Raw genomic sequence first — 25,023 nt, 5'->3', positions numbered from 1 at the left:
GGATGCCGGGCGGGAGAGGCGGTCTACCGGTACGGCGTCACAGGCCCGCGGTGCGGTAGCGGCGCAGGGCCAGGGGGCAGGCGAGCAGGAACACCGCGCCGAGGGTCAGCGCGACCACGGCCACGGGGTGGTCGGCCGCGAACCCCCCGCCGGTCGCCACGGGGTTGCCCCACAGCTCGCGGCAGGACTGGGCCACGGCGCTGACCGGGTTCCACTCGGCGATCGTGCGCAGGCCGGCCGGCAGGTTCCCGGGGGCCAGGAAGGCGCTGGACAGGAACGGCAGGACGGTCACGACCAGGGGCGTGAGCGAGCTGATGCTCTCCAGGCTCCGCGAGGCCAGCCCCAGCAGCACGCCCACCCACAGCATCACGTACGAGAAGGCGGCGAGCAGCGCGAAGCCCGCGGCGACCTGGGCCGCCCCGGTGTGCGGCCGCCAGCCCAGCAGCAGCCCGAACAGGACGACCGGTACCAGGCCGGCGAGGCCGACCAGCCAGTCGGCCATGGTGTGCCCGAAGAGAACCGCGCCCCGGGACACCGGCATGGAGCGGAACCGGTCGATGACACCGCCGCGCATGTCCCCGGCGACGGCGATCGCGGTCGGTCCGATCCCGGCCAGGGAGGCCTGCACCGCCGCACCCGCGAACAGGTACTCCTGGTAGTCGCCCCCGCCGGGGACGGTCAGCGACCGCTCCAGCAGGAAGCCCAGGACCAGCATGGTCAGCAGCGGGTTGAGGGTGATGCCGAGGAACCGGCCCGGTGCCGTGCGCAGATGGCGCAGGCGCCGGCCGGCCACCGCCGACGTCTCCGCGACGACGGCGGCGAGGCCGGTGGTGCCGGAACCGGCCGGCGGGGTGGTGGCCGCCGTGGCGGTGGTCATGCCGCGCCCCCCGCGGGTGCGGACATGGACGCGGCCAGGTGGAGCCGCTGGAGTTCGGCGGCGACGGCGGTGCCGATCAGGGCCAGCGCGTCCGGATGCATCATGTAGTCGTGCGCGCAGGGCACCCGGTGGAGGTCGATGCCGCCGGTGACGTGCGGCTCCCAGACGGCGCCGCGTGCGGCGATCTCGTCCTCCGTCAGACTGGCCGAGGCCACGAAGAGCTGCATCCGGCCGTGGAAGGTGCGCGGCTCCCAGCCGCTCAGCACCTTTCCGTTGTTGCGCATGGTCTCCAGCATCGCGAGGACGCGCTTCTCGCCGAGCGCCGCCATCGGGCTGTTGCCGCGCTGGAGTACGTCCACGACGTCGGCGGCCGTCAGCTCGCGGCCGGCGAACTCGCTCTTGTCGTGGCCGACCAGCTCCACGACCCAGCCGAGCAGCGTCTGGTCGTCGCCGACCTCCTCCTGCGGGGTGCGGGGGTAGGAGTCCAGATCGGCGACGAGACCGACCTCGTCGCCGCCCTCCTCCAGCCGCACGGCGATCGCGTGGGCGAGGGAGCCGCCGAAGGACCAGCCCAGCAGGTGGTACGGCCCGTGCGGGCGCACCTGCTTGATGAGCTTCACATAGGCGGCCGCCATCTCCTCGACGCTCGTGTGCAGCGGGGCGAGTTCGGTGATGCTGGGTGCCTGGATGCCGTAGATCGGGTAGTCGTCGCCGACATGCCGGGCGATCCCGACGTACGGCAGGGCGAAGCCGACGCCGCTGTGCAGGCAGAACAGCGGGGGCCGGGTGCCGGTGGGCTTCAGGGCCACGACGGTCCCGAACGGGTCGTTCTCGCCGGGCGAGTCGGGGGAGCCGAGCTGGGCGAAGACCTCGTCGATGACCGAGCCGCGCGGCGGGTCCTGCCGGGCGGGTGCCTCCCGCCGGTCGATCTCGGCGGCGAGGGCGGCGACGGTCTGGTGGGCGAAGACGTCCGCGATGGTGATGTCGACCCCGGCCTTGCGAGCCCGGCTGACGACCTGCATGGAGCGGATGGAGTCCATGCCGTTGTCGAAGAAGTTGTCATCGACGCCGAACGCGGCGCGGCGCAGGACCTCGGCGACGACCCGGGCCAGCACCTCCTCGCGGCGGGTGCGGGGCGTGGTGCCGGCGTCGGCCTCCGGTGCCGCCGCGCTCCGCGTGGTCTTCTCCCCCTCCTCCTTCTCCGGCTCGGGCCGCGGTCGCAGGGCGGTCGGCTCGGCGGGGACGAGGGTGCCGTCCTCGCTCCAGCGCATCCGCTCGCCGGTACGGACCATCCGGGCGCCGGCCGGGCCGAACGGGGCGGCCACGAAGTGCGCGGCTGTCTGCCCCGGGCGGCCGAGGTAGCCGCGGGCCAGGAGCCCGCCCGCGAGGTACAGCTCGCCGATTCCGCCGGGCGGCACCGGTGCCAGCCGCTCGTCCAGGACGTACGCCCACGTCGGCCCCGCGGGGCGTCCGCCGTCGAAGGCACCGGCCGGGGCGCGATCGTCCGGCTCGACGGCGGGCGCGCCGTCGACGAGGGCCAGGTGCCGTCCGCCGGAGGCGCCCCGCGCAGCGTCCGGTGCGTCCAGCCGGACCGCCCGGCCCGAGACGAGTGGGGCGAACAAACCCGCGACGAGCCCGGTGAAGCTCAGCGGCGCGGGCAGAACGGCCGGCGCGTCGCCGTCCGCCGGACCGGCGGACGCCCGGGTGACATGACCGGCCAGCGCGCCGTGCTCGACGACGGTGCCGAGGAGCCGGCCGTCGGCGTCCGCGGCGTACACGACGGCGGCCTGGTGGCCGGGCAGGGGCTTTTCGGTGCGGAGCAGCGCCTCCGGCTCCTCGTCGTCGGCCGGTGAGCCGAGCACGAGCCGGGGCGTGCCCGGCGGTGTCTTCCCGGCGGCCGCGGCCGTGGTGACGACGGCGACAGGGCGGGACTGCGCGGCGAGTGCCTCGATGCGGCCCGCCGGGAGCTCCGGGTCGAACAGGGTGTAGGCGGCGCCCGAGCTGAGGGTGGCGAGGAGGGCGACGACGAGTTCGGGGCCGCGGGGCAGCGCGAGCGCCACGATCCGCTCGGGGCCGGCGCCGAGGGCGCACAGCCTGCCGGCCAGGCGGTCGGCCCGGTCGGCCAGCTCCCGGTAGCTGAGGGTGGAGTCGGCGGTCACCAGGGCCGGGGCGTCGGGGGTGCGCCGTACAGCGGCCTCGAAGAGCTCCGGCAGGGTGTCCGTCACCGTGTCGGCTTCCGTGGGATTCCAGTCGGTCAGCACGCGCTGCCGTTCCTTTCCGTCGATGAGGTCGATGGCCGAGAGCCGTACGCAGGGGTCGGCGGCCACGGTCCGGAGCACTTTCAGCAGGCGGTCGGCGAGGCCTTCGGCCGTGGACCGCTCGAACAGGTCGGTGGCGTACTCCAGGACTCCGCGCAGCCGCCCGACCCCGGTGGCGTCCGGGTGCTCCTCGTCGGGCTCGTCGAACTGGAGCCGCAGGTCGAACTTGGTCATGCGCTGCGGCACCGGTTCGGGGGACAGCTCCAGGCCGGGCAGTTCGGGCCGTGGGCCGGAGTCCGTGTTCTGGAGCACCAGCATCACCTGGAAGAGCGGGTGCCGGGCCAGGGAGCGGGCCGGCCGCAGTGCGTCCACGATCTGCTCGAAGGGCAGGTCCTGGTGGGCGTACGCGGCCAGGTTCGTCTCGCGCACCCGGTCGAGGAGCTCGCGGAACGCGGGATCGCCGGAGGTGTCGGTGCGCAGCACGAGTGTGTTGATGAAGGTGCCGATCAACTCGGTGAGGTCCTCGTCGGTACGGCCCGCGACGGGGCTGCCGAGCGGGATGTCGGTGCCGGAGCCGAGCCGGGTGAGGACGGTGGCGAAGGCGGCCTGGAGCACCATGAACAGGGTGGCGCCGGAGTCCCGGGCGAGGCCGGTGAGGGCGGCGTGGGTCGCGGGTTCCAGGTGGAACTCGACGCCGCCACCGCTGTGGTCGGCGATCTGCGGGCGGGCGTGGTCGCGTGGGAGCGGAAGCTCCTCCGGCAGGTCGGCCAGGACGCGGGTCCAGTGCTCGAGCTGGCGGGCAAGCAGCGAGTCGGGGTCGTCGGCGGAGCCGAGCAGGTCCCGGTGCCAGTGGGCGTAGTCGGCGTACTGCACGGGCAGCGGCTGCCAGGCGGGCTCCCGCCCGGTGGCGCGTGCGCGGTAGGCGCCGGTGAGGTCGCGCAGCAGCGGGCCGATGGACCAGCCGTCGAAGGCGATGTGGTGGAAGACGAGCAGCAGGACGTACGTCCCGTCCTCCTGCGCGGTGGTGAACAACCGTGCCCGCAGGGGCGGTTCGAGGGTGAGGTCGAAGCCGCGCTCGGCCTCGTCGGCGAGCGCCTGCGGCAGCCGGCCCGACCCCACCTGACGTACCGTCAGCACGGGGTTGCCGGCCGGGGCGGCCAGGACGTGCTGGTGGGGCAGGTCGTCCGGGGCGGCGAACACGGACCTGAGCACCTCATGCCGGTCCACCAGGTCGTTCAGGGCGGCCTGGAGGGCCTCCACGTCGAGGGCGCCGGTGAGGCGGAGGGCGAAGGGCACGTTGTAGGTGCCCCGCTTGCCGTTGCCCTGCTCCAGGCGGTTGGCGAACCAGAGCCGCTGCTGGGCGTGGGACAGCGGGGCCACGTCGCCGGTGCGGTCCCGCGGCGCGAGAGCCGGTGCGCCGCGCCCGCCGGCCGCCGCCTCGGCGACCCGCTCGGCGAGCCCCGCGACGGTACGGGCCTCGAACAGGGCCCGGATCGGCAGGTCCACCCCGAGCAGGGCGCGGGCGCGACTCACCACGCGGGTGGCGAGGAGCGAGTGCCCTCCCGCCGCGAAGAAGTCCTCGTCCGTACCGATGTGCTCGACGCCCAGGATCTCGGTGAAGAGCCCGGCGATGATCTCCTCGGCGGGCGTGCGGGGCGCCCGCCCGCCCCCGGCCCGGCCCATGCCCTCGGGCACGGGCAGCGCCCTGCGGTCCACCTTGCCCTGCGCGGTCAGCGGCAGCGCGTCCAGCACGACGAACGCGGACGGCACCATGTGCTGCGGAAGAACCCCGGCGACGTGCTCGCGCACGGCGTGCACCAGCGTGGGCGACGCGGGGTCCGCGACCAGGTGGGCCACCAGGCGCTTGTCGCCGGGGCTCGGTTCGTGGACGGTGACGACCGCGGCGGTGACGTCCGGATGGGTGGTCAGGGCCGCCTCGATCTCGCCGAGTTCGACGCGGTAGCCGCGCAGCTGGATCTGGTCGTCGCCGCGGCCCGTGTAGTCCAGCTGGCCGTCCGGCAGCCAGCGCACCAGATCGCCGGTGCGGTACATGCGGCTGCCGGGCGGGCCGTACGGGTCGGCGACGAAGCGGCCGGCCGTCAGACCGGGGCGGTCGAGATAGCCGCGGGCGAGGCCCCCGGCGACATACAGCTCGCCGAGGACACCGACGGGCACGGGCCGCAGGTCGCGGTCGAGGACGTACACGCGGTGGGCGTCCGTCGGGCGGCCGATCGGCGGGCGGTCGCCGGTGGTCAGCGGGCCGCCGACGGTGGAGGCGACGACCGCCTCCGTCGGGCCGTAGCCGTTGAACATCCGCACTCGGGACGACCAGCGGGCCACCACCTCGGGCGGGCAGGCCTCGCCGGCGACCGCCAGGGTCAGCCCGGCCGGCAGGGCCGCGCCCTCGGGCAGGGCGCCCGCGACGACCGGGGGCAACCCGGCGAGGGTCACCCCGCAGCCGTTGATGAGGTCCACCAGTGGCTGCCCGGGGTCACGGCACTCGTCATCGGCGATGACCAGCGCGCCGCCGTTGAAGAGGGCGAGGCCCAGCTCCCAGGCGGAGGCGTCGAAGCTGAACGACGCGAACTGCAGGACCCTGGTCTGCCGGCCGAGCCCGAACCGTTCGGTCAGCGCGGCCACCATCGCCGCGAACCCGGCGTGGTCCACCACGACACCCTTGGGGCGGCCGGTCGAGCCCGAGGTGTAGATGGTGTACGCGGCGTTCCGCGGGCTCAGCGGTGAGGTGCGCTCGGCGTCGGTGAGGTCGTCGGCGGGCAGCTCCGCCAGGGCGCCGGTCGTGGTGTCGCCGTCGAGGACGATGACGTCGGTACCGCCGGAGGGCAGGTCCAGGGCCAGCTCCGCGACCGTGACCAGGGCCGCCGGGCGGGCGTCGGCCAGCATGTAGGCGATGCGGTCGGCGGGGTAGGCGGCGTCGATCGGCAGGTACGCCGCGCCCGCCTTCAGCACCGCCAGGGCGCCGACCACCATGTCCGGGGTGCGCGGCAGAGCGAGCGCCACCAGGTGCTCGGGGCCGATGCCGCGGCCCGCCAGCAGCCGGGCCAGCCGGTTGGCGCGGGCGTTGACCTCCGCGTAGGGGATCTCCTCGCCGTCGTACAGCACGGCCGGCGCCCCGGGCGTCCGGGAGGCCCAGTCCTCGAAGAGGGCGGTGGCCGTGGTGTGCGGCACCGCTGTGGCGTGGCCCGCCCAGTCGTCGAGGAGGGTGCGCCGCTCGTCCCCGGTGAGCACGTCGAGCCGGCCGACCGGCTGCTCGGGTTGCTCCACGACGGTGCGCAGCAGCCGTACGAAGCGGGCCGTGATCTCCTCGGCCCGGCTCCGGTCGACCACGTCGGGGGCGTACTGGACCTGCAGGTGCAGGCAGTCACCGGGGTGGACGGACAGCGCGAACGGGTACTCGGCGACGACCTTGGCGTGGCTGCCGTGGAAGGTGAGCCCGGGCACGAGGCCGTCGAGGGCGCCGACGTCGGCCATCGGGTAGTTGTTGTAGGTGACGACGGTGTCGAACAGCTCCTGGGCGCCGGTCAGGCGCTGCACCTCGGCGAGCCCCAGGTGCTGGTGCTCGGCCAGCGCGAACTGCTGGTCCTGGAGGTCGGCGAGGATCTCCGGGAAGGTGCGGGCGGGGTCCAGGACGACACGTACGGGCAGGGTGTTCAGGAACGAGCCGACCATCGACTCCACGCCCGGGAGGTCGGCGGGGCGGCCGGAGTTGACGGCGCCGAACACGACGTCGCGGCGGCCGGTGAGCCGTCCCAGGAGGACCGCCCAGGCGCCCTGGACGAGGGTGTTGAGGGTCAGTCCGCGTTCCCGCGCCCACGCCGTGAGGCGGGCGGTGAGTTCCTCGTCCACCTCGGTGAGGAGCTCACCCGGGACGGCGTGGCCTTTCGCACGGGCGGGCGCGGCCGACTGGACGAGCCGGGTCGCCTCGTCCACCCCGTCGACCACGGCCTTCCAAGCGGCCCGCGCCTCGCTGTCGTCCCGCCCGGCCAGCCACGCCACATACGTCCGGTACGGGGCGGCCGCGGGCAGCGCCGCGGCGGCGGACGCGTCGTCGGCGCCCTCGGCGTACCGCGCGTACAGCGTGAACAGCTCCTGTGCGAAGACGGCCATGGACCAGCCGTCGACCAGGGCGTGGTGCACGGACCACAGCAGCCGGTGGCTCAGTTCCCCCGTGCGGACGACCGTGAACCGGACGAGCGGGGCGCTGCGGACGTCGAAGCTGCGGGTCAGTTCGGCGTCGGTGACACGGTCCAGCTCGGCGGCCCGCTCGTCGGCGGGCAGCTCGCGCAGGTCCAGCTCCCGCCAGCCGACAGTGGCGTTCTCGGGGACGACCTGCACCCGTTCGCCGCCGCCGGGGCGGTCGGGGAAGCAGGCGCGCAGGTTGGGGTGGCGGCGCAGCAGCGCGTCGACGGCCTGGCGCAGGGCGGACGGGTCGAGCGGGCCCTCGGTGTCCACGCCGATCTGCAGGGTGTACGGGTCGACGCCTTCGGTGTCGTATTCGGCGGAGAACAGCAGGCCCTGCTGGAGCGGGGAGGCGGGCAGGACGTCGGTGAGCGGGCCGAGGGCGCGCTCGAACTCCTCGATCTCCTGCTGGCCGAGGCGGACCAGCGGGAAGTCGGACGGTGTGCGGCCGTGAGCCGCGTCCGTCCCCGCCTCGGCGGCGACGGCCTCCAGGGCGCGGAACCAGCCGCGGGCCAGTTCGGCGGCGTCGTCGTCGCCGAGCAGTTCGCCGGCGTAGGCCCATTCGGCCACCAGGACGGGCCCTTCGGGGCGTTCCTCGGCGACGCAGGACAGTTCCACGACGTGCCGCAACGGCGTGTCGGGGTGGGCGCCGAGGCCGACGACCGCGTCCGAGCCGTCGAGCGACCAGTCGCCGCCCCGCTCCGCGTCCGAGGCGCCGAAGCGGCCTAGGTAGTTGAAGCCGATCTGCGGTACGGGCAGACGGGCGAGGACACCCTGGGTCTGCGGGTTGAGGTGGCGCAGCAGCCCGAATCCGATGCCGTGGCCGGGCAGTTCCCGCAGCCGCTCCTTGACCCGCTTCAGCGCGCCGCCCACGTCGGGACGGCCGGGGCCGGCGGGCGTGCCGGGGTCGAGACGGACGGGGAAGCTGCTGGTGAACCAGCCCACCGTGCGGGACAGGTCCTGCTCGTCGGTGAACTCCTCGCGGCCGTGCCCCTCGATCTCCACGAGCAGCCCGGTGTCGCTGGCCCCGCGACGGCCGCGCCACTCGGCGACGGCCAGGGCGAGGCCGGTGAGCAGCACGTCGTTGACGTCGGCGTGCAGCGCGGCGGGGGCTCCGGTCAGCACCGCGGCCGTCGGCCCGGTCGGCAGTTCGACGCGCAGTCGGCGGGCCGTGGCGTGGGTGTCGCGGACCGGGTCGAGCGGGCGGGCGCCGAGCGCCGGGTCGGTGCCGGTCAACTGGGAGCGCCACAGCGGCAGTTCGCCGACCCGGCGGGTGGTGCGGGCCTGCTCGGACAGCTCCCGGGACCAGCGTCGCAGCGAGGTCGGCACGGGGTCGAGCGCGGGGGTGCGCCCCGCGGCCAGCGCCTCGTACGCGGCCTTCAGGTCCGGGACCAGGACGCGCCAGGACACCCCGTCCACGGCGAGGTGGTGGACGACCAGGAGGAGCCGGCCGGGCAGCGCGGGTCCGCGGTCGAGGTGGACGACGCGCAGGACGGTGCCGTCCTGCGGGGCGAGGAGGGCACGGGCGGCGGTCACGTGGGCGGTGAGCTGCTCGGTGAGCGGCGCGTCGGTCGCGCCGGCACGGACGAACAGGGCGTCGGCGCGCACCTCGCCGGCTGGGCGGACCTCCAGGGTCCACAGACCGGGGACGGGCACGGCGAGCCGCAGCCGCAGGGCGTCGTGCCGGTCGAGCACGGTCTGGAGGGCGGCGGTGAGCAGCTCGGGTGTGGCCCCCGCGGGCACCTGGACGGCGACGTACTGGCTGTACTCGCGGGCGGGCGCGCCGAGCGTGGCGCTGCCGTCCGCCGGGTCGCAGGACCCCAGGTCCTCCCGCAGTTGGTGGGCGACGGGCAGCAGTTCCGTCTCGCCGATGCCGTCGTCGGCGGGCGGGGCCGTGCGGGGCGCCCGCGGCGGAGGCACGGCGGCGGCGATGCCGGCCGGGGTGCGGTGCTCGAAGACGTCGCGGGCCGTGAGGGTGAGTCCCGCACGGCGGGCCCGGGCCACGACCTGGATGGCGCTGATGCTGTCGCCGCCGAGGGAGAAGAAGTTGTCGTCCGGGTCGACCGCGGGGCGGCCCAGCACCTCGGCCATGGCGGAGGTGAGGATCTCCTCGGCGTGGCCGCGCGGCGCGGCGGGCCCCTGCGCGGGCGCCCGGAAGTCCGGTGCGGGCAGCGCCTTGCGGTCCACCTTGCCGTGCGGGGTGAGCGGCAGCACGTCGAGGACGAGGAACCGGGCGGGCACCATGTAGTCGGGCAGCCGCCGCCCCAGCAGCTCGCGCACGGTCTCCGGCCGGGCGTCCGTGTCGCGTCCGACGAGGTAGGCGGTGAGGCTCTTGCGCCCGTGCGGGTCGGTGTGGACGACGACCGCCGCGTCCTGGACGGGGTCGAGGGCGCGCAGGGCGGCCTCGATCTCACCGAGTTCGATGCGGTGGCCCCGCACCTTGACCTGGTGGTCGCGGCGCTCCAGGAACTCGAAGCGGCCGTCGGCGTGCAGGACGACCCGGTCGCCGGTGCGGTACATGCGGGTGCCGGGCGGACCGTAGGGGTCGGCGACGAACACGGCGGCGGTGCGCACCGGGTCGCCGAGGTAGCCGCGGCCGACGCCGGCCCCGGCCACGTACAGCTCGCCGGACGTGCCCTGCCGCACCGGGCGCAGCTCGTCGTCGAGGACGACGAGGCGGGTGTTGCGCACGGTCCGGCCGATGGGCGCGCCGGCGCGGCCCGCGGGCACGTCGCCGGGGCCGAGGACGGCGTGGGTGACGTCGTCGGAGCACTCGGTGGGTCCGTACGCGTTGATCAGCGGGATCTCCGGGAAGCGGGTCGCCCAGCGAGCGCACAGGTCGGCGGGGAGCGCCTCACCGGTGACCATCAGCCAGCGCAGCGTCCCCAGCCGGGGCGTGGCGCCGGTCTCGTCCCACGCGTCGAGAGCGGCCCGCAGCAGCGACGGTACGACCTCCAGGACGGTGACGCCCTCCTCGGCGGCGAGCGGGAACAGCCGCTCGGGGTCGGCGGCGGTGGCCCGGTCGACGACGCGGACACGGCCGCCGACGAGGAGCGGGGCGAGCATCTGCCAGACGGAGATGTCGAAGGAGACGGGCGCGTTCTGGACGAGGGTGTCGGCCTCGGTCAGGTCCAGGTCCTCGATCTTGGCGAGGAGGTGGTTGGCCATGCCCGCGCGGTGCACCATGGCGCCCTTGGGGCGGCCGGTGGAGCCCGAGGTGAAGATCGTGTAGGCGAGGTCGAGGTCGCCGCCGCGTGGCTCGGCGAGGGCGCCCCTCGGGTCCCGCGCACCGTCGAGGACGACGATCCGGGCCCCGGTGCCGGCGCTCTCGGCCACCCGGTGGGCCAGCTCACGGTGGGCGTCGTCGGTGACGAGGGCGGTGGCGCCGCTGTCGTGCAGCAGATCCGTCAGCCGCGCCTCGGGCGCCTGCGGGTCGAGCGGCACCCACGAGCCGCCCGCGCCCAGCGCCGCGAGGACCGCGGTGACGAAGCCGGCGCCGGGGGTGGCCAGGACGGCGGTGGTCCCGCTGTCGAGACGGCGGCTGAGGGCACTGGCCCGGCCGACCAGGTCCCGGTAGGTGAGCGTCCCCTCGTGGTCGAGCACGGCGACGCCGTCGGGGTAGGTGTCGGCGGCGCGGCGGACGCGGGCGACGACGCCTTCGAAGGGCGCGGTGTCGACGGGGCCGGTGCCGGCGGCGAGCAGCGCGCGCAGTTCGTCGGCGCGCAGGGTGCTGATCCGCCCGAGCGGCGTGTCGGAGCCGGCGGCGACGAACGCCTCGACGAACCGGCGCAGTTCGGTGGCGTGCGCACCGAGTTCCTCCGCCGTGTACAGGCCGCGGTTGCCGCTCAGATGGACGGTGGAGCCGCCGTCGGCGGAGTCGACGACGGTGAGTTCGAGGTCGTCGATGAGGCCGGTGGACAGGTTGTTGACGGTCACCTCGCAGGGGCCGATGGCCATGCTGGTCTGCTGCGGCAGGATGTTGACGAGCGGCCCGAACGGCCGCCGGTCGTCGCTGTGCAGGCCCATGGCGCGGCGGATGCGGCTGACCCGGTGGCGCTGGTGCTTCAGGACACGGGTGAACTCCCGGGACGCCTGGGCCAGCAGGTCGCCGCGGGTGGTCCAGGGGGCGATGCGCAGTGCGAGCGGCAGTGTGTTGGCGACCATGCCGGGCACGGCGCGCATGAGGGCGCCGACGCGGGTGGTGACGGGCACGGTGAGCAGGACGTCCCGCTGGCCCGTGCGCCGCTGGGTGTAGGCGGCAACCGCGGCCATGACGACGGTCGGCCAGGTGACGGAGGACCGCTGGGCGAGGTCGCGCAGGGCGCGCGTCGTGGCCTGCGGAAGGGTGAAGGCGTCACGGACGAAACCGGGCAGCGGCTCGGACGCGCCGTCCGAGAGCGTCACCAGCTCGGGCGTGACGGGGAAGCGTGCGTCCCAGTACGCGGCGTCGCGCGCGGCCGGCGCGGAGTCGGCGTACGCCCGCTCGGCGTCCAGCAGGGCGCTCAGTGGTGGCAGCGCACCGGCCCGCGGGTCCTCGCCCGCGAGCAGCGCCGCGTAGATCTCGGCGAGGCGCCGCCAGAAGACGACCTGGCTGTAGCCGTCGCACAGGAAGTGGTGGATGCACATGTAGAACAGCGCGCGCTCGTCGCCGACGTGGATGAGGGCGAGCCGGAACAGGGGGAAGTCGCTGAGGGTGAAGGGCGTGTCGAGGTCGCGCGCCATCCACTCGCGTGCGGCGGCGACGGGATCGCCCGTGTCACCGAGGTCCAGCTCCTGGTACGGCAGCCGGTCCAGCGGCTCGATCCGCTGTCCGGGCCGCCCGTCGTCGACGAACCGGGAGCGCATGCACTGCGCCTCGTCGGCCAGCCGGGCGGCGGCCTGCCGGAACAGGGTGGCGTCCAGCGGTCCGCGGATGTCGAGGTAGCCGGCGGTGTTGTAGGCGAGACCGGCGCCGGAGAGCTGCTCGTCGAACCAGATGTCCGCCTGCCCCGCGGTGAGCGGCAGTTCCTGCGGGAGCTCGGGGCGGTCGGGAGTGTTGGTCATGAGGTTCCCCTGCTCAGTAGGCTCGGGGCGGCGGTGTCCTGCCGGGTACGGTCCAGGACGCCGGCGCCGTAGATCTCCTCGACCCACTGGTCGTTGTAGATGGTGTCCAGGTAGCGGTCGCCGAGGTCGGGGGCGATGGCCACCGCGGTCAGGCCGTCGGCGCCGCCGTGGCGCTCCAGCCAGCTCACAGCACCGCTGACGACGGTCCCGGTGGAGCCGCCGAACAGGAAGCCGCGGTCGGCGAGGCCGCGGCACACCCGCAGGGTGTCCGTCTCGGCGACGTGCACGACGTCGTCGACGTACGACTCGTCGAGGATCCGCGGACGGACGCCGGTGCCCAGGCCCGGGATGGATCGGGGGCCCGGCGGCGTGCCGAAGGTGACGGAGCCGACCGAGTCGATCGCCACGATCCGCACGGACGGCTTGGTGTGGCGCAGGTAGCGGGCGGTGCCCATGAGGGTGCCGGTGGTGCCGGCGCCCACGAACACCACGTCGAGTTCCGGGAAGCTCTTGAGCAGTTCGGGCCCGGTGGTCTGGAAGTGCGCGAGCCAGTTGCCCGGGTTGAGGTACTGGTTGAGCCACACATGGCCGGAGCGGTCGGCGACGAGCCGCTTCACGTGCCGGATGCGGGCGCCGAGCAGGCCGTCCTCGGGGTGCGGCTCGGTGATGACGTGCACCTCGGTGCCGAGGGCCTCCATCAGCCGTCGGGCGCCGAGGGTGCAGCGGCTGTCCGTCACACAGGTGAAGCGGTAGCCCTTGCTACTGGCGAGCAGGCTGATGGCGACGCCCATGTTGCCCGACGAGCTCTCCACGAGCATGTCGCCGGGGTGCAGTTCGCCGTGGCGCTCGGCCCTGGCGATCATCTCTGCCGCTGCCTTGAGTTTGATCGACCCGGCGAAGTTGAAGCCCTCGCACTTGAGGTAGAGCGGACGACCGGAGATCCACTGGAGGTCGACGTAGAGGTCGTCCACGTTGAACTCCTGAGGAGCGGATATGACTGGCACAGGACGACTCCCACCCGCGGCCGCTACGCCGCAGCTCAGCTCTTCCCATAGCGATCGAGTTCATCGAAGAATCCGTCCGTGACCGCGAGTTCGCCGCCTCGGGCGACCTCCTCGTACACGAACCGGCCGACGGCGAGGTCCAGGACACCGAGTCCGAACGGCGAGAACACCAGCGGCCGCCCGCCCTCGGGCCGTACCGCCCCGGTCAGGACGTCGCACAGCGTGCCGCTGAGGAACTCCCGGTTGCCGGTGCGCAGTTCGGCCAGGTGCACGGACGTGTTGGCCTTCAGACAGTGGTCGACGTCGTCCACCACGTTGACGGCGTCGAGCACGACCTCGGGGGCGAGGTCACGCAGCGAGATGTTGAGAACCAGCGGGGCGTGCTCGAACCACGCGGGATCGTTCAGGTACGGGGCACCGGCGACGGTGGCGAGGACGACGAGGTCGCAGGACCGGATCAGGCTCTCCGCGGTGTCGTGCACCACGACGGACGTGCCGCCGTGCGTGCCTCGCCGGAGGTAGCCGCGGAACGCGTCGGCGTGCTCCGCCTTCAGATCGTGCACGCCGATCTCGTCGAACTCCCAGCCGGCGGCGGCGAGATAGGTGTGGATGAACCGGCCGATGAGCCCGGTCCCGATGAACCCGACGCGCCGCGGCCGCTCCTCGCCCCGGGCCCGGCTGAGCGCGTCCGCGGCGAGCGCGGCGGAGGCGGCCGTACGGGAGGCGCTGATGACGGACGACTCCAGGCACGCGTACGGGTACCCGGTGACGGGGTCGTTGAGGATCAGGACGGCGGAGGCGCGGGGCAGCCCGGAGGCGACGTTCGCCGGGAAGCTGGAGATCCACTTGATGCCGTCGACGGCACTGTCGCCCCCGAGCGACGCGGGGAGGGCGATGATCCGCGCGTCCGGGCGGTCGGGGAAGCGCAGGAAGTACGAGTCGGGGTTGACCGTCCCACCGGCCCCGTGCAGCCGGTAGGCCGCTTCCACCAGGTCGATGACCTGCTTCTCCCGCCCGCGCAGGACGGCGTTGACCTGCGTCCCTGGAACCACGGCGAAGGTCGGCCGGGCCACCGGCCCCGGCTCCGAGTGCGTCACCGGCATCTGCTCCACGCTCCCTGACACGGCGATACGGACACCGCACATGCTGGGCAGACCCGCTGACGGCCCGCTGACGCCCAACTGACCCGCACCGGCGGGGACAGGACGGTCAGTCCGGTGTCAGTGGTGGGTCAGCCCGGCTGCCTAGCGTGCGGCGCATGACCTCATTGGTGGCGGTGTCGAGTCATCTGCCGGAGACCGTGCCGGTGGATGCCCTGAAGGAAACCCTGGGTCTCAGCGACCAGCAGGTGCGGCGGTTCACCCGGCTCTACGGGCTGGACCGGATCTGCAAGGAGCCCGACCGGTCGGAGAGCGAGCTGCTGCTCGCCGCGGCCGAGAAGCTGGAGGGGCTGGCCGGGCAGGAGGACCGGGTCCGGTACGTCATCCGGGCCAAGGGACTGCGTACCACTGCTCCTTACCCCGTCAATCCGCTGCGGGAGGTGCGGGACGCGCTGGGGCTGCGCCACGCCCGCACGTTCGCGGTGGCCGACCACGGCTGCGCCACGGGCCTGCTCGCCCTGGACGTGGCCGGCATGCTGCTGGAGGCCGACGGCGACCCGGACGCACTCGCGCTGATCCTCGCCGGGGACAAGACACTCACGCCGTTCTCGCAGTGGGTCGCCGACGTGTCGATCATGAGCGAGGCGACGGCGGCCGTGCTGGTCGGCCCGGGCGGCGACCGCGACCGGATGGTCGGATACGCCGCCCGCATCCGCGGTCGCGAGGACGGGCTCATCGACCTCGTGGGCGACCTCGCCAAGGAGGCCGTCCGCATCTACCAGGACGCCCTGGAAGAGGTCGTCACGGCGGCACTCGACGAGGCCGGCCTCCGCGTCGGCGACCTGGCGCTCGTCCTGCCGCACAACGTCAACCGGGTGTCGTGGACGGTCGCCGCCAAGAACCTCGGCATCCCGGCCGGCGCCATGTACCTGGACAACATCGCGGCCACCGCCCACTGCTTCTGCGCCGATCCGTTCATCAACTACCGCTCCGTGCGCGACCTTGGCCTGCTCAAACCGGGCGACCACTACCTCATGACCTCGGCGGGGCTCGGACAGTCCTTCGCCGCGGCCGTATTCCAGCACTAGCGAGGGCGAGGGACGACGACATGCACGAACTGGTGGCCGGCTTCGGGAGCCGGCTGAAGCGCGCCGTGACCGGCGCCGACGACACGCCCCTGGTGTTCCTGGGCAACTTCGAGGTGGAGGAGGTGTGGGCGCGCGGCGAACACACACTGCCGCGGTTCTCCGCCCTCTCCGGCAACGCGGTGGTCAACCGCATGGACGAGTTCGCGCTGCTGCTCGCGGGCGAGGCCGACCACGTGGTGCTGAAGACCGCGCCCGACCCGGCGTATCTGGCCCACCTCGAACAGCTCGGGCTCGGCCTGCCGACCGTCCATGTCGTGGCCGTCCAGGACTCCCAGCGCAAGGTCACCGAGGACGTCCTCGCCGACCCCGCGCTCCTCGGCACCCTGCGCGGGCTCGCCGCCGACGGCGCCCGGCTCTCTCCGCACGGTGTCTCCGTTCTGGAGGAGGAGCTGTCCTCGGTCACGGGCATGGCGCTCGCCGCCCCCGGGGCCGAGCTGTGCAAGGCGGTCAACAGCAAGATCTACAGCCGCCGCGTCGCCGACGAACTGGGCGTGCGCCAGCCGGCCGGCTGGACCTGCGAGAGCGTCGAGGAGCTGGCCGAGGCCCTGGACCGGGCCCGTGAGCTGCACGCCCAAGGCCGCCGTACGGTCGTCAAGGAGGCCTTCGGGGTCTCGGGCAAGGGCATCGTGGTGCTGGAGAGCGAGCGCTGGATGGACCGGGTGCTGCGCATGGTGCGGCAGCGCGTGGAGCGCTCGGGCCGGCCCCGGATCGCGTTCGTGGTCGAGGAGTGGGTGCCCCACCAGGGCGACCTGAACTACCAGTTCACGGTGGGCCGGGACGGGTCCGTGCACTTCGACTTCGTCAAGCGCGCGGTCACCGAGGGTGGTGTGCACAAGGGGCACCGCTTCCCGGCCCGGCTCTCCCCCGCCCAGGACGCGGTGCTGCGGGAGACCGCGCAGGCGGTGGGCAAGCGGCTGGCCGCCGACGGCTACGCGGGCGTGGTCGGTGTGGACGCGCTGCTCGACGGGGACGACGCGGTGTGGCCGGTGATCGAGATCAACGCCCGCAACAACATGTCCACGTACCAGGTGCGTCTCCAGGAGCGCTTCGTCGGGGACGGACGGCTCGCCCTGGCCCGGCACTACCCGCTGCGCCTGACGCGCCCGCTCGGCTTCACCGAGCTGAGGGACCTGCTCGGCGACCTGCTCCTCACCGAGGCCGGCGGTTCGGGACTGCTGGTCAACAACTTCGCGACCGTCAACGCGGGCGGCCAGGCCGTGGCGCCCGGTGCCTTCGACGGGCGCCTCTACGGAATCGCGGTGGCGTCGTCGGCCGACGAGCTGACCGCACTGGACGAGGGCGTCACCGCCCGGCTGCTGGCAGGAGGAGTGGGCCATGCCCGTTGAACACACCGTGCAGGGCGTCGGGATCACCGAGCTGGCCGAACGGTTCGGGACCCCGCTGTACGTCTACGACGGCAACGGACTGCGCGACCGGATCACCACGATCCGGGAACGGCTGCACCCCCGCCTGGAGGTGTTCTTCTCGCTCAAGTCCAACCCGAACATCGCGGTGTGCGCGCTGCTGCACGCGCACGGCGCGCGCGCCGAGATCTCGTCGATGACGGAGCTGGCCACCGCGCGCCGCGCCGGTGTCGTCCCGCGCGACATCATCTTCCTCGGCCCGGGCAAGAGCCGGGGCGAGCTGGCCGCCTGCCTGGACGAGGGCGTCGCCTTCATCATCTGCGAGTCGTTCGGCGAGCTGGAGCTCATCGACCGGCTGGCGCGCGAGCGGTCGGTGACCGCCCGGGTCGCGCTGCGTGTGAACCCGGAGTTCTCGGTGAAGGGCTCGGGCCTGACGATGGGCGGCAAGCCCCGCCAGTTCGGCATCGACGAGGCGCAGCTGCGCGACCCGGCCGCGCGGCGGCTGCTGGGCGGCCTGACGAACGTGGCGGTGACGGGCGTCCAGGTCTACATGGGCACGCGCATCCTCAGCGAGGACGCCGTCGCCGAGAACACGCGGCGGATCCTGGACCTGGCCGAGAGCCTGTCGGCGGAGCTGGACTTCCCGCTGGAGCTGGTGGACGTCGGCGGCGGCCTCGGTGTGGCGTACTTCGAGAACGAGAAGGACCTCGACTTCGACCGGCTCGCGGAGCTGGTCAACCCGGCGCTGGACGCGTTCGCGCGGCGGCATCCGGCGACCCGGATGGTGATGGAGCTCGGCCGCTATCTGACGGCCCCGTTCGGGACGTACACGACGCGCGTCCGCTACGTGAAGACGTCCATGGGGGAGAACTTCGCGGTGGCGGACGGGGGTACCAACCACCACATGGCGGCGGTCGGCATCGGCTCGTTCGTGAAGCGCAACTTCCCGATGCGGGTCCTCAACCGGCTCGACGAGCCGGCGACCGGCGAGTGGAACGTCACGGGCCCGCTGTGCACCCCGAACGACACGCTCGGCAAGAAGGTGCCGCTGCCGGCCGTCCGGCCGGGCGACCTGATCGGCGTGGCGTGCTCGGGCGCGTACGGGCCGAGCGCGTCGCCGGTGCTGTTCCTCAGCCACGGCCACCCGGCCGAGGTGCTCGTCCTGGACGGGCGGGCGCACCTGGTGCGCGACCGGGACCGGCCCGACGACCTGCTGCGCAACCAGCGGCTGCCGGAGCGGGAGCTGCTGTCCCGGGCCGGCTCGGCCGACTGAACTCCGGGCCCCGCCGGGCCCGCCGACCCTCCCTTCACCCGTTCCGAAAGGACCGTTGTGCCATGACTGACACCGTCTCCCTCGCCCAGAACACCGCCGGCCGTACGCAGGTCGTGGCGGCCGTCTCGGCCGCGCTGGCCGAGGTGCTCGGCCACGAGTTGCCGGAGCTGACCGAGGACTCACGCCTGTTCGACCAGGTCGGCCTGGACTCCAGTGGCGTGTTCGAGCTGCTGATGGGTCTGGAGGACGCGCTCGGCATCGAGCTCGACACCGACCACCTGGAGATGAGCCACTTCGAGTCGGTGCGCACGCTGGCCGACTTCCTGCTCGCCGAGATGGGCGGCTGACCGTGTACCGCACCGCGGCGGTGCCCGCGGCGCACCTGCCCCCGGACGTGCCCGCGCTGCGCCTGGAACGGGTCGCGCACCAGGTCTTCCCGTCCGGTACGAGCCGGATCGACGACGCCTTCTCCGTACGGCACTTCACGGACATCGCCGGGGAGTACGGCCGCGCCTACCGGCCGGACCTGGCCGGGCCGGGCGCGGGCAACACGTTCGCGTCCATGGCCCGGACGCTGGTGGAGTCGCTGGGAACGGACGCGGCGGACGTGGGCGTGGCGGTCGTCGCGCACGCCACACCGGACCTGGACTGCCGGTACGCGGCGACCACGTACCTGTCGGAGGCGTGGCCTCACGGTCCGCTCGCCTTCGGCGTGTCGGAGCAGGGCGGCGTCACGCCGTTCACGGCGCTGCGGGTGGCCACCGGTTACGTCCGGCGGCACGGACTGCGGCAGGCGCTGGTGCTCGTCCTGGACCAGGGGACGCTGCCGTACGACACGGAGCACGCGACGCTCGGCGGGGACGCGGGCGTGGCGTTGCTGCTGTCGGCGGACGACGCTTCGGGGGTGCGGCCGCGGGTGCGGCAGCTGTCCGGCGTGGCGCCCGGCGAGGTGCCGGTCCTGCTGGAGCGGGAGCTTCGCCCCTACGGCGGCGACGTCACGGTGGTGGCGGGCACCGGGATCGAGCCGGCCCGCGATCTGCCGGGCGGCCTGGCGGAGGTGAGGGAGACCGCCAAGGGCTTCCCGTGCTCGGCGCTGTGGGCGCGACTGGCGGACGACCGGCCGGCGGAACGCCCGCTGGTGCTGGCCGAGTACGACCCGGTGGCCGGCGACTTCGGCGTGTGCGTGGTGGAGCCGGAGGGCGCGACCGGGGCCGTGGGGGCCCCGCGGTGAGCGGGGTGGCGGACGCCGGGGGCGGGGCGTTCTGGGAGCGCTGTCACCGCATCGCCCGCGACGAGGGGCTCGCGCCCGCGCTGGAGGCGCTGTGCCGCGAGGTGCTGCCGGGGCTGCTGCCGTGCGGGCCGCACGGGCATGCCGTGGTGACGCCGCGGACTCTGCTGAAGGCGGAGCGCGCCTGGTGCGCGGGGCGGCCCGCGGAGCTGCAGCCGGGCGGTCCCGAGGAGCTGTGGTCGGTGGATCTGCCGGGCGGCGAGGTGGTGATGGTGCGTCAGGAGATCGCCGCCACGGCGGCGTACGGTCCGCCCGACCGGCGGGCCGGCTGGTCGCTGGGGCTCGCGTGGCTGCGCCTGGGCCTGTCGGAGGCGCTGCGCGAGGCCGTGGTGGCGCATCTGCGCGGCCGTACGGCCGGTGATGTGCCGCTGTTGCAGCAGCAACTGGTGAAGGTGGCCGTGGCCGATGCGCTGGTGGAGCATCTGGAGGTCCGTGCGGTCCTGACCGGCGCACGGGAGGGGCAGGTGGCCCCGGCCGTGCTGGAGGACCTGCAGCGGCGGCTGACGGACGCCGACCGGGCGCAGGTCAGACTGCTCGGCGCGAGTGGGTATCTGGCGGACGGTCCCGGCCAAGTGGCCTATGTGTCGGAGCTGTTGGCCGAGGCGTACGCGATGGCCCCGAAGCAGGAGGAGCCGGCGGCGCGCGCCGGCGCGACCGGGGGGAGATGCTGGTAGGCACCGGTTCGGGCAGGACGGCCGGGGTGCGAACGACGCGCCCCGGCCTTTTCTTCGCCCGCTCACCGGAGCGAATACTTCCGGACAGCTTCAACCGACCCCCTTCCTACAGTTGACTACCCGAGACAACACCTGTCAGATTTGACTTACACCTCAAAGCGCGGCCTGTCAGGGCCGCAGGTGCAGGTCACCGGAAGAGCTCGAAGAGCCGGCCCCGGGGCCGACCCGAAGCGCCCACCCGAACCCCGAACCCGGAAATGGGGAGTCTGCGATGGAACAGCGGTTAACGGTCCGGACGGCGATGTGGAGCGCCCGCCACCCATGGCGGGCGCTGGCCTGCTGGCTGGTGCTCGTCGTCGCGTGCCTGGCACTCGGAGCCCAGGCCGGGACCCGGTCCGCCGACAGCGTCGACTACCGGGTCGGCGAGGCCGGCCGCGCCGAGGAGATCGCCGACCGGGGCGGCATCCTCGACCCGCTGGAGGAGAAGGTCCTGATCACCGCCCGCGAGGGCGAGAAGCTGGACCGCGACGCGGCCACCGCCGCCGCGCGGGACGTCGTCCGCCGGATGACCGGCGCACCCTCCGTCGCCAAGGTCGGTGACCCGGTGTGGGCCCCGAGCGGCCAGGCCGTCCTGGTGCCGCTGGAGACGGCCGGCGAGGACGCCGAGATCTCCGACGACATCCCCGCCCTGCTGGAGCGCACCGCCGCCGTCCAGAAGGCGCACCCCGGCGTCGAGGTCGCCCAGACCGGTCACTTCTCCATGGGCCAGGGCGTCTCCGACTCCATGGGCGAGGACCTCGCCACCGCCGAGCGCATCACCCTGCCGCTCACCCTGGTGATCCTCATGGTCGTCTTCGGCGCGGTCGTCGCCGCGGGCGTGCCGGTGCTGCTCGCCCTGTCCGCGGTCGCCGCCGCCATGGGTCTGTCACAGCTGTTCTCGCACGTCTTCCCCAGCGTCGGCGCCAACAACAGCCTGATCCTGCTGATGGGCATGGCCGTCGGCGTCGACTACTCGCTGCTGTTCATCAAGCGGGTACGCGAGGAGCGCGCCCGTGCCGGCGACCGCCTCGACCAGGAGGCCGCCGTGCGGATCGCCGCCGCCACGGCCGGCCGCACCGTCGTCGTCTCCGGCTGCGCCGTGATGGTGTCCCTCGCCGCCCTGTTCGTCGTCGGCGACGTGGTCTTCTCCTCACTGGCCATCAGCTCCATCATCGTCGTCGCCCTCGTCGTCGGCGCCTCCCTGACCGTGCTGCCCGCCCTGCTCGTCAAGCTCGGCCGTGCCCTGGACCGCCCGCGGCTGCCGCTGCTCGGCCGGCTCGCCGCCCGCTCCGGCGCCACCGGCTCCCCCGGCCGCACCTGGGAGCGGCTGCTCGGCCCGGTGCTGCGCCGCCCGGTCGCCGCCCTCGTCGCCGGTCTGGCCCTGGTCGGTGCCCTCGCCCTGCCCGCCGTGGGCATCCAACTGTCCTCCACCGAGGTCAGCACCCTGCCCAAGGTCACCGCGGTCCAGGCCCGCGACCGGCTGGTCGAGCAGTTCCCCTCCGAGCGGGCCGCGTACCTGGTGGCCGTCCGCACCGACGAGGCGCACCGCGACCAGTTGCCGCAGGCCATGCGGGAGCTGGTGAACGCCGTGGGCGAGCAGCCGCTGCTGCGCACCGCCGAGGACGGCGGCGTCGACGCCGCCCGCACAGAAATGTCCGCCGACGGACTCACCGGGACGGTCCTGCTGCGTGCCCCGTACCAGATCGACTCCGAGAAGGCCCAGGACGTACTGCGGCTGCTGCGCGACGAGCTGGTGCCCGGCACGGTCGGGAAGCTGCCCGGCACCGAGGCCGGGGTCTCCGGCGACGTGGCCCGCAACGCCGACGTCCTGGACCACCAGATGTCCGCGCTGCCCTGGGTGATCGGCGCGGTCCTCGCGCTCAGCCTGATCGTCATGCTGGTGGCGTTCCGCTCCGTGCCGGTCGCCGTCGTCTCCACCGTCCTGAACGTGGCGTCCGCCGGCGGCGCGCTCGGACTGCTCGTCCTGGTCTTCCAGTCCGACTGGGTCCAGCGCCAGCTCGACTACGACACCGACGGGTTCATCGTCTCCCGCGTCCCCCTGTTCCTCTTCGTGATCCTCTTCGGACTGTCCACCGACTACAACGTGTTCATGGTCAGCCGCGTCAAGGAGGCCGTGGAGCGCGGCCGTTCGACGACCGAGGCGCTCCTGGAGGGCATCGGCCGCTCCGCGGGCGTGGTCACCGGCGGCGCGGTGGTGATGGTGTCCGTCTTCGTGAGCTTCATGTTCACCGAGCTCCTGGAGATGAAGCAGCTCGGGTTCGGCCTGTGCGTCGCGGTGATCCTGGACGTCGTGGTCATCCGGATCGTGATCCTTCCGGCGGCGCTGAAGCTGCTCGCCCCGGTCCTGTGGTGGCCGTCCCGCCAGGGAGTGCGGGCAGCCGCAACGCAGGACCCGGCCGTCGGCACCCGCGCGGAGCGGGCCACGGCGGCCCACCCGGTGCGCTGACCGAACGGACCTCGGCCCCCGGCCCGAGTCCCTGAACGGCCCCCGGCCCGGCTCCCGCACGGTCCCGGCACCGATCCCCGCCCGGAACCCCCGGCCCGAGCGCCCCGAGCGCCCGGGCCGGGGGCCCCGCATGTGGCCGGGGTCCGCGCGCCTTCGGCCTCGGAACGTGAATCCGTCACATGGCCGGCCGAGGGCCACCCGAGTGGCAGCCGAGCACTTGATGGCTCAATGACCTGAACCGCCGCTCCGCACCCACCAGGCCGCGGAGCACGCAACGGGGAGAGTCCATGGAAGTGCAGTTGCTCGGATCAGTGACCGTCATCCACGACGACACGCACCGCCACGTCGTGTCCAAACGCGTACGTACCGTCCTCGCGCTGCTGTCTCTACCGCCCGGCACGCCCATCCTCTTCGAGCAGCTCATGACGGAGCTGTGGGGCGAGCGCGAGCTGGAGAACATGCGCAACGCGCTCCAGGCCAACGTCCTGCGGCTGCGCAGGATCCTCGGCTCGTTCACCGGCCGGCGCGGCGACGAGGTGCTGCGCACGGTCAGCGGCGGCTATCTGCTGGACCTCCCGCCGGACGCCGTCGACGCCCAGCGGTTCCTGTCACTCGCCGCCCGGGGCAGCGCCGAGCGCGACCCCGACAAGGCCGTACGCCTCCTCGAAGAGGCCCTCGGTCTGTGGCGCGGCCCCGCCCTCTTCGACCTGTACGACGGCCCACGGCTCCACTTGGAGGCCGCGCACCTGGAGGAGCAGCGGCTGTGCGCCCGGGAGGACCTGGTGGCGGCACGGCTGCGGATCGGGGAGGGCCGCGGGGTCATCCCGGAGCTGCGGCAGCTCACCGCCCAGCACCCTGGACGGGAACGGCTGAGCCAGTTGCTGATGCTGGCGCTGTACCGGGACGGCAGACAGACCGAGGCCCTCGACGTCTTCCACCGCACACGGCAGTGGCTCGTCAAGGAGCTCGGTCTGGAACCGGGTCGTGATCTGTCAAAGGTCTACCAGTCCATCCTCACGCAGGACGCGATGCTGGGCTGACCGGTGTCCGTGCGCCCGTGGAGGTACGGGGGTTCAGGCGGCCGGGGACGCGGCCGGGAAGGGCGCGTCCCGGTCGAACTTGCCGGAGGTGTAGCCCTGGAACAGGGTGAGACGCTGCATGTGCCCCGTGCCTTCCAGGAACTCCATGGCCCGGGCGTCCCGCGCCAGCTTGTCGAGGAGCGGGTGGTCGAGCCGGGCGCCGGGCCCGAAGAACGTGCACGCCTCACGGGTGGCGTCCTCGGCGAGCTGTGCCGCCCGCACCTTCGCGGCGGAGGCGAGGTGCCCGTTGGTGCTGCGCAGGTCGACGGCCGCCGCCGCGTGGTGCACGAGCGCGCGGGTGGCGGCGATACGGCGACCGAGTGTGTCGAGCCGGTCGCGGTCGGCGCGGCTCAGGGCCCGCCGGTTGGCCAGGACGTACGTGTGCGCGGCGCGGGCGATACCGATCGCGATGGCGGCCACGCCGGGCCGCAGCCGGTTGAAGGTCTGCACGAACGCCCAGGTGCCGCGCCGGGTGGCCGGCAGATGACGGCCGAGCAGGTTCTCCTCCGGGATCTCCACGCCGTCCAGCTCGATGTGACTGATCATGGCGCCCCGCAGCCCGATCATCGGCAGCGGGCGGGCCCGGAAGCCGGGCGCCCGCGCGGTGTCCACCAGGGCGGCGGTCACGCCCAGGGGGCCGGGGCGGGTGCGGGCGAAGACCACGGCGAGCTGGGCGCGGGCGGCGTTGCCGACGTACCGCTTGGTGCCGTTGAGCAGGTAACCCTCACCCCCCGCAGCGGGCGTGAGCGCGGTGGTCAGGCCGGCGGCGTCGGAGCCGCGCTCGGGCTCGGTGAGCGCGAAGCAGGTCCACAGCGGCTCGGCGACCATCCGCCCGTAGAACCACTCCTTCTGCCGCCGGTCGGCGAGTACGTCCACCAGCACGCCGGCGAGCAGCGGGCCCGGCGACGCGACCAGCACGCCGGCGTCGGCGCAGGCCAGCTCCTCCATGATGACGGCGCGTTCCAGGGCGCTCTCGCCGAGGACGCGGTGGCCCGCGATGGGCTCGGGCGCGTTGCCGTACTCCGCGGGGATGCCCATCGTGGTGAGGTAGCGCACGGCCGGCAGGTCGAGGTGGCGGCGGATCGCCTCCGGGTCCGCGTCGATCTCCAGGGCGTGCTTGCGGAAGTCGTGTCCCCACTCCCGGAATTGACTGCGCAGGCCGCGCAGCCGGTCGTCGAGGTCGGTCATCGGTCCCTCCGGTCTGTTGGGCGG

The 25,023-nt window shown here is 73.7% G+C and carries 13 protein-coding genes; 8 read left to right on the top strand and 5 right to left on the bottom strand.

Going from position 1 to position 25,023, the window contains the following annotated elements; genetic code table 11:
* Positions 1 to 37 precede the first annotated feature (37 nt).
* The 4 genes from ACWD26_RS35950 to sbnB are packed head-to-tail and all read right to left on the bottom strand — an operon-like array spanning position 38 to position 14,482.
* Positions 38 to 877, bottom strand: a complete 840-nt coding sequence (locus tag ACWD26_RS35950) for an ABC transporter permease (protein WP_451276517.1) — start codon at positions 875 to 877, stop codon at positions 38 to 40.
* Positions 874 to 12,375 carry an amino acid adenylation domain-containing protein gene (locus ACWD26_RS35945; RefSeq protein WP_451276515.1) on the bottom strand — a complete coding sequence of 3,834 codons (11,502 nt, stop codon included), beginning with the start codon at positions 12,373 to 12,375 and terminating at the stop codon, positions 874 to 876. The genes ACWD26_RS35950 and ACWD26_RS35945 overlap by 4 nt, the downstream gene beginning before the upstream one ends.
* Positions 12,372 to 13,379, bottom strand: a complete 1,008-nt coding sequence (sbnA, locus tag ACWD26_RS35940; protein ID WP_451276513.1) for a 2,3-diaminopropionate biosynthesis protein SbnA — start codon at positions 13,377 to 13,379, stop codon at positions 12,372 to 12,374. The genes ACWD26_RS35945 and sbnA overlap by 4 nt, the downstream gene beginning before the upstream one ends.
* Before the next feature lie 35 nt (positions 13,380 to 13,414).
* The gene (gene sbnB, locus ACWD26_RS35935) at positions 13,415 to 14,482 is read right to left on the bottom strand and encodes a 2,3-diaminopropionate biosynthesis protein SbnB (protein WP_451276511.1); all 1,068 of its coding nucleotides are present in this window, start codon (positions 14,480 to 14,482) and stop codon (positions 13,415 to 13,417) included.
* A 155-nt stretch (positions 14,483 to 14,637) separates the two neighbouring features.
* On the opposite strand from sbnB, the gene ACWD26_RS35930 reads away from it, so the two are divergent.
* The 8 genes from ACWD26_RS35930 (at position 14,638) to ACWD26_RS35895 (ending at position 23,772) form a co-directional block, all read left to right on the top strand.
* Entirely contained in the window at positions 14,638 to 15,567 is a 930-nt protein-coding gene (locus ACWD26_RS35930; protein ID WP_451276510.1) for a 3-oxoacyl-[acyl-carrier-protein] synthase III C-terminal domain-containing protein, read from the top strand.
* A gap of 20 nt (positions 15,568 to 15,587) precedes the next feature.
* Positions 15,588 to 16,973, top strand: a complete 1,386-nt coding sequence (locus ACWD26_RS35925) for a preATP grasp domain-containing protein (protein ID WP_451276508.1) — start codon at positions 15,588 to 15,590, stop codon at positions 16,971 to 16,973.
* On the top strand, positions 16,963 to 18,264 hold the full coding sequence (locus tag ACWD26_RS35920; protein WP_451276506.1) for a type III PLP-dependent enzyme: 1,302 nt from the start codon (positions 16,963 to 16,965) through the stop codon (positions 18,262 to 18,264). The genes ACWD26_RS35925 and ACWD26_RS35920 overlap by 11 nt, the downstream gene beginning before the upstream one ends.
* A 62-nt stretch (positions 18,265 to 18,326) precedes the next feature.
* Positions 18,327 to 18,611, top strand: coding sequence for an acyl carrier protein (locus ACWD26_RS35915; RefSeq protein ID WP_451276504.1), 285 nt, complete (start codon positions 18,327 to 18,329; stop codon positions 18,609 to 18,611).
* A 2-nt stretch (positions 18,612 to 18,613) separates the two neighbouring features.
* The gene (locus ACWD26_RS35910) at positions 18,614 to 19,495 is read left to right on the top strand and encodes a hypothetical protein (protein WP_451276502.1); all 882 of its coding nucleotides are present in this window, start codon (positions 18,614 to 18,616) and stop codon (positions 19,493 to 19,495) included.
* A 5-nt stretch (positions 19,496 to 19,500) separates the two neighbouring features.
* Entirely contained in the window at positions 19,501 to 20,226 is a 726-nt protein-coding gene (locus tag ACWD26_RS35905; RefSeq protein ID WP_451276500.1) for a hypothetical protein, read from the top strand.
* A 271-nt stretch (positions 20,227 to 20,497) separates the two neighbouring features.
* Positions 20,498 to 22,732 carry an MMPL family transporter gene (locus ACWD26_RS35900; RefSeq protein WP_451276498.1) on the top strand — a complete coding sequence of 745 codons (2,235 nt, stop codon included), beginning with the start codon at positions 20,498 to 20,500 and terminating at the stop codon, positions 22,730 to 22,732.
* A 287-nt stretch (positions 22,733 to 23,019) separates the two neighbouring features.
* Positions 23,020 to 23,772 (top strand): AfsR/SARP family transcriptional regulator, encoded by a 753-nt coding sequence (locus tag ACWD26_RS35895; protein ID WP_451276496.1) that lies wholly within the window; start codon positions 23,020 to 23,022, stop codon positions 23,770 to 23,772.
* Between the two features lie 33 nt (positions 23,773 to 23,805).
* Here the strand turns inward: ACWD26_RS35895 and ACWD26_RS35890 are convergent, their stop codons facing one another.
* Positions 23,806 to 24,999, bottom strand: a complete 1,194-nt coding sequence (locus ACWD26_RS35890) for an acyl-CoA dehydrogenase family protein (RefSeq protein ID WP_451276494.1) — start codon at positions 24,997 to 24,999, stop codon at positions 23,806 to 23,808.
* Positions 25,000 to 25,023 lie beyond the last annotated feature (24 nt).

This window comes from Streptomyces sp. NPDC002787 (assembly GCF_053592095.1).
The sequence above is the reverse complement of the archived record's forward strand: the minus strand, read 5'-3'. Positions and strand labels throughout refer to the sequence as shown.

Bases quoted from the DNA above. Each gene is read 5' to 3' on its own strand.
- ACWD26_RS35950 (WP_451276517.1), bottom strand. From the start codon at position 877: ATGACCACCGCCACGGCGGCCACCACCCCGCCGGCCGGTTCCGGCACC.
- ACWD26_RS35945 (WP_451276515.1), bottom strand. From the start codon at position 12,375: ATGACCAACACTCCCGACCGCCCCGAGCTCCCGCAGGAACTGCCGCTC.
- sbnB (WP_451276511.1), bottom strand. From the start codon at position 14,482: ATGCCGGTGACGCACTCGGAGCCGGGGCCGGTGGCCCGGCCGACCTTC.
- ACWD26_RS35930 (WP_451276510.1), top strand. From the start codon at position 14,638: ATGACCTCATTGGTGGCGGTGTCGAGTCATCTGCCGGAGACCGTGCCG.
- ACWD26_RS35925 (WP_451276508.1), top strand. From the start codon at position 15,588: ATGCACGAACTGGTGGCCGGCTTCGGGAGCCGGCTGAAGCGCGCCGTG.
- ACWD26_RS35920 (WP_451276506.1), top strand. From the start codon at position 16,963: ATGCCCGTTGAACACACCGTGCAGGGCGTCGGGATCACCGAGCTGGCC.
- ACWD26_RS35915 (WP_451276504.1), top strand. From the start codon at position 18,327: ATGACTGACACCGTCTCCCTCGCCCAGAACACCGCCGGCCGTACGCAG.
- ACWD26_RS35900 (WP_451276498.1), top strand. From the start codon at position 20,498: ATGGAACAGCGGTTAACGGTCCGGACGGCGATGTGGAGCGCCCGCCAC.
- ACWD26_RS35895 (WP_451276496.1), top strand. From the start codon at position 23,020: ATGGAAGTGCAGTTGCTCGGATCAGTGACCGTCATCCACGACGACACG.
- ACWD26_RS35890 (WP_451276494.1), bottom strand. From the start codon at position 24,999: ATGACCGACCTCGACGACCGGCTGCGCGGCCTGCGCAGTCAATTCCGG.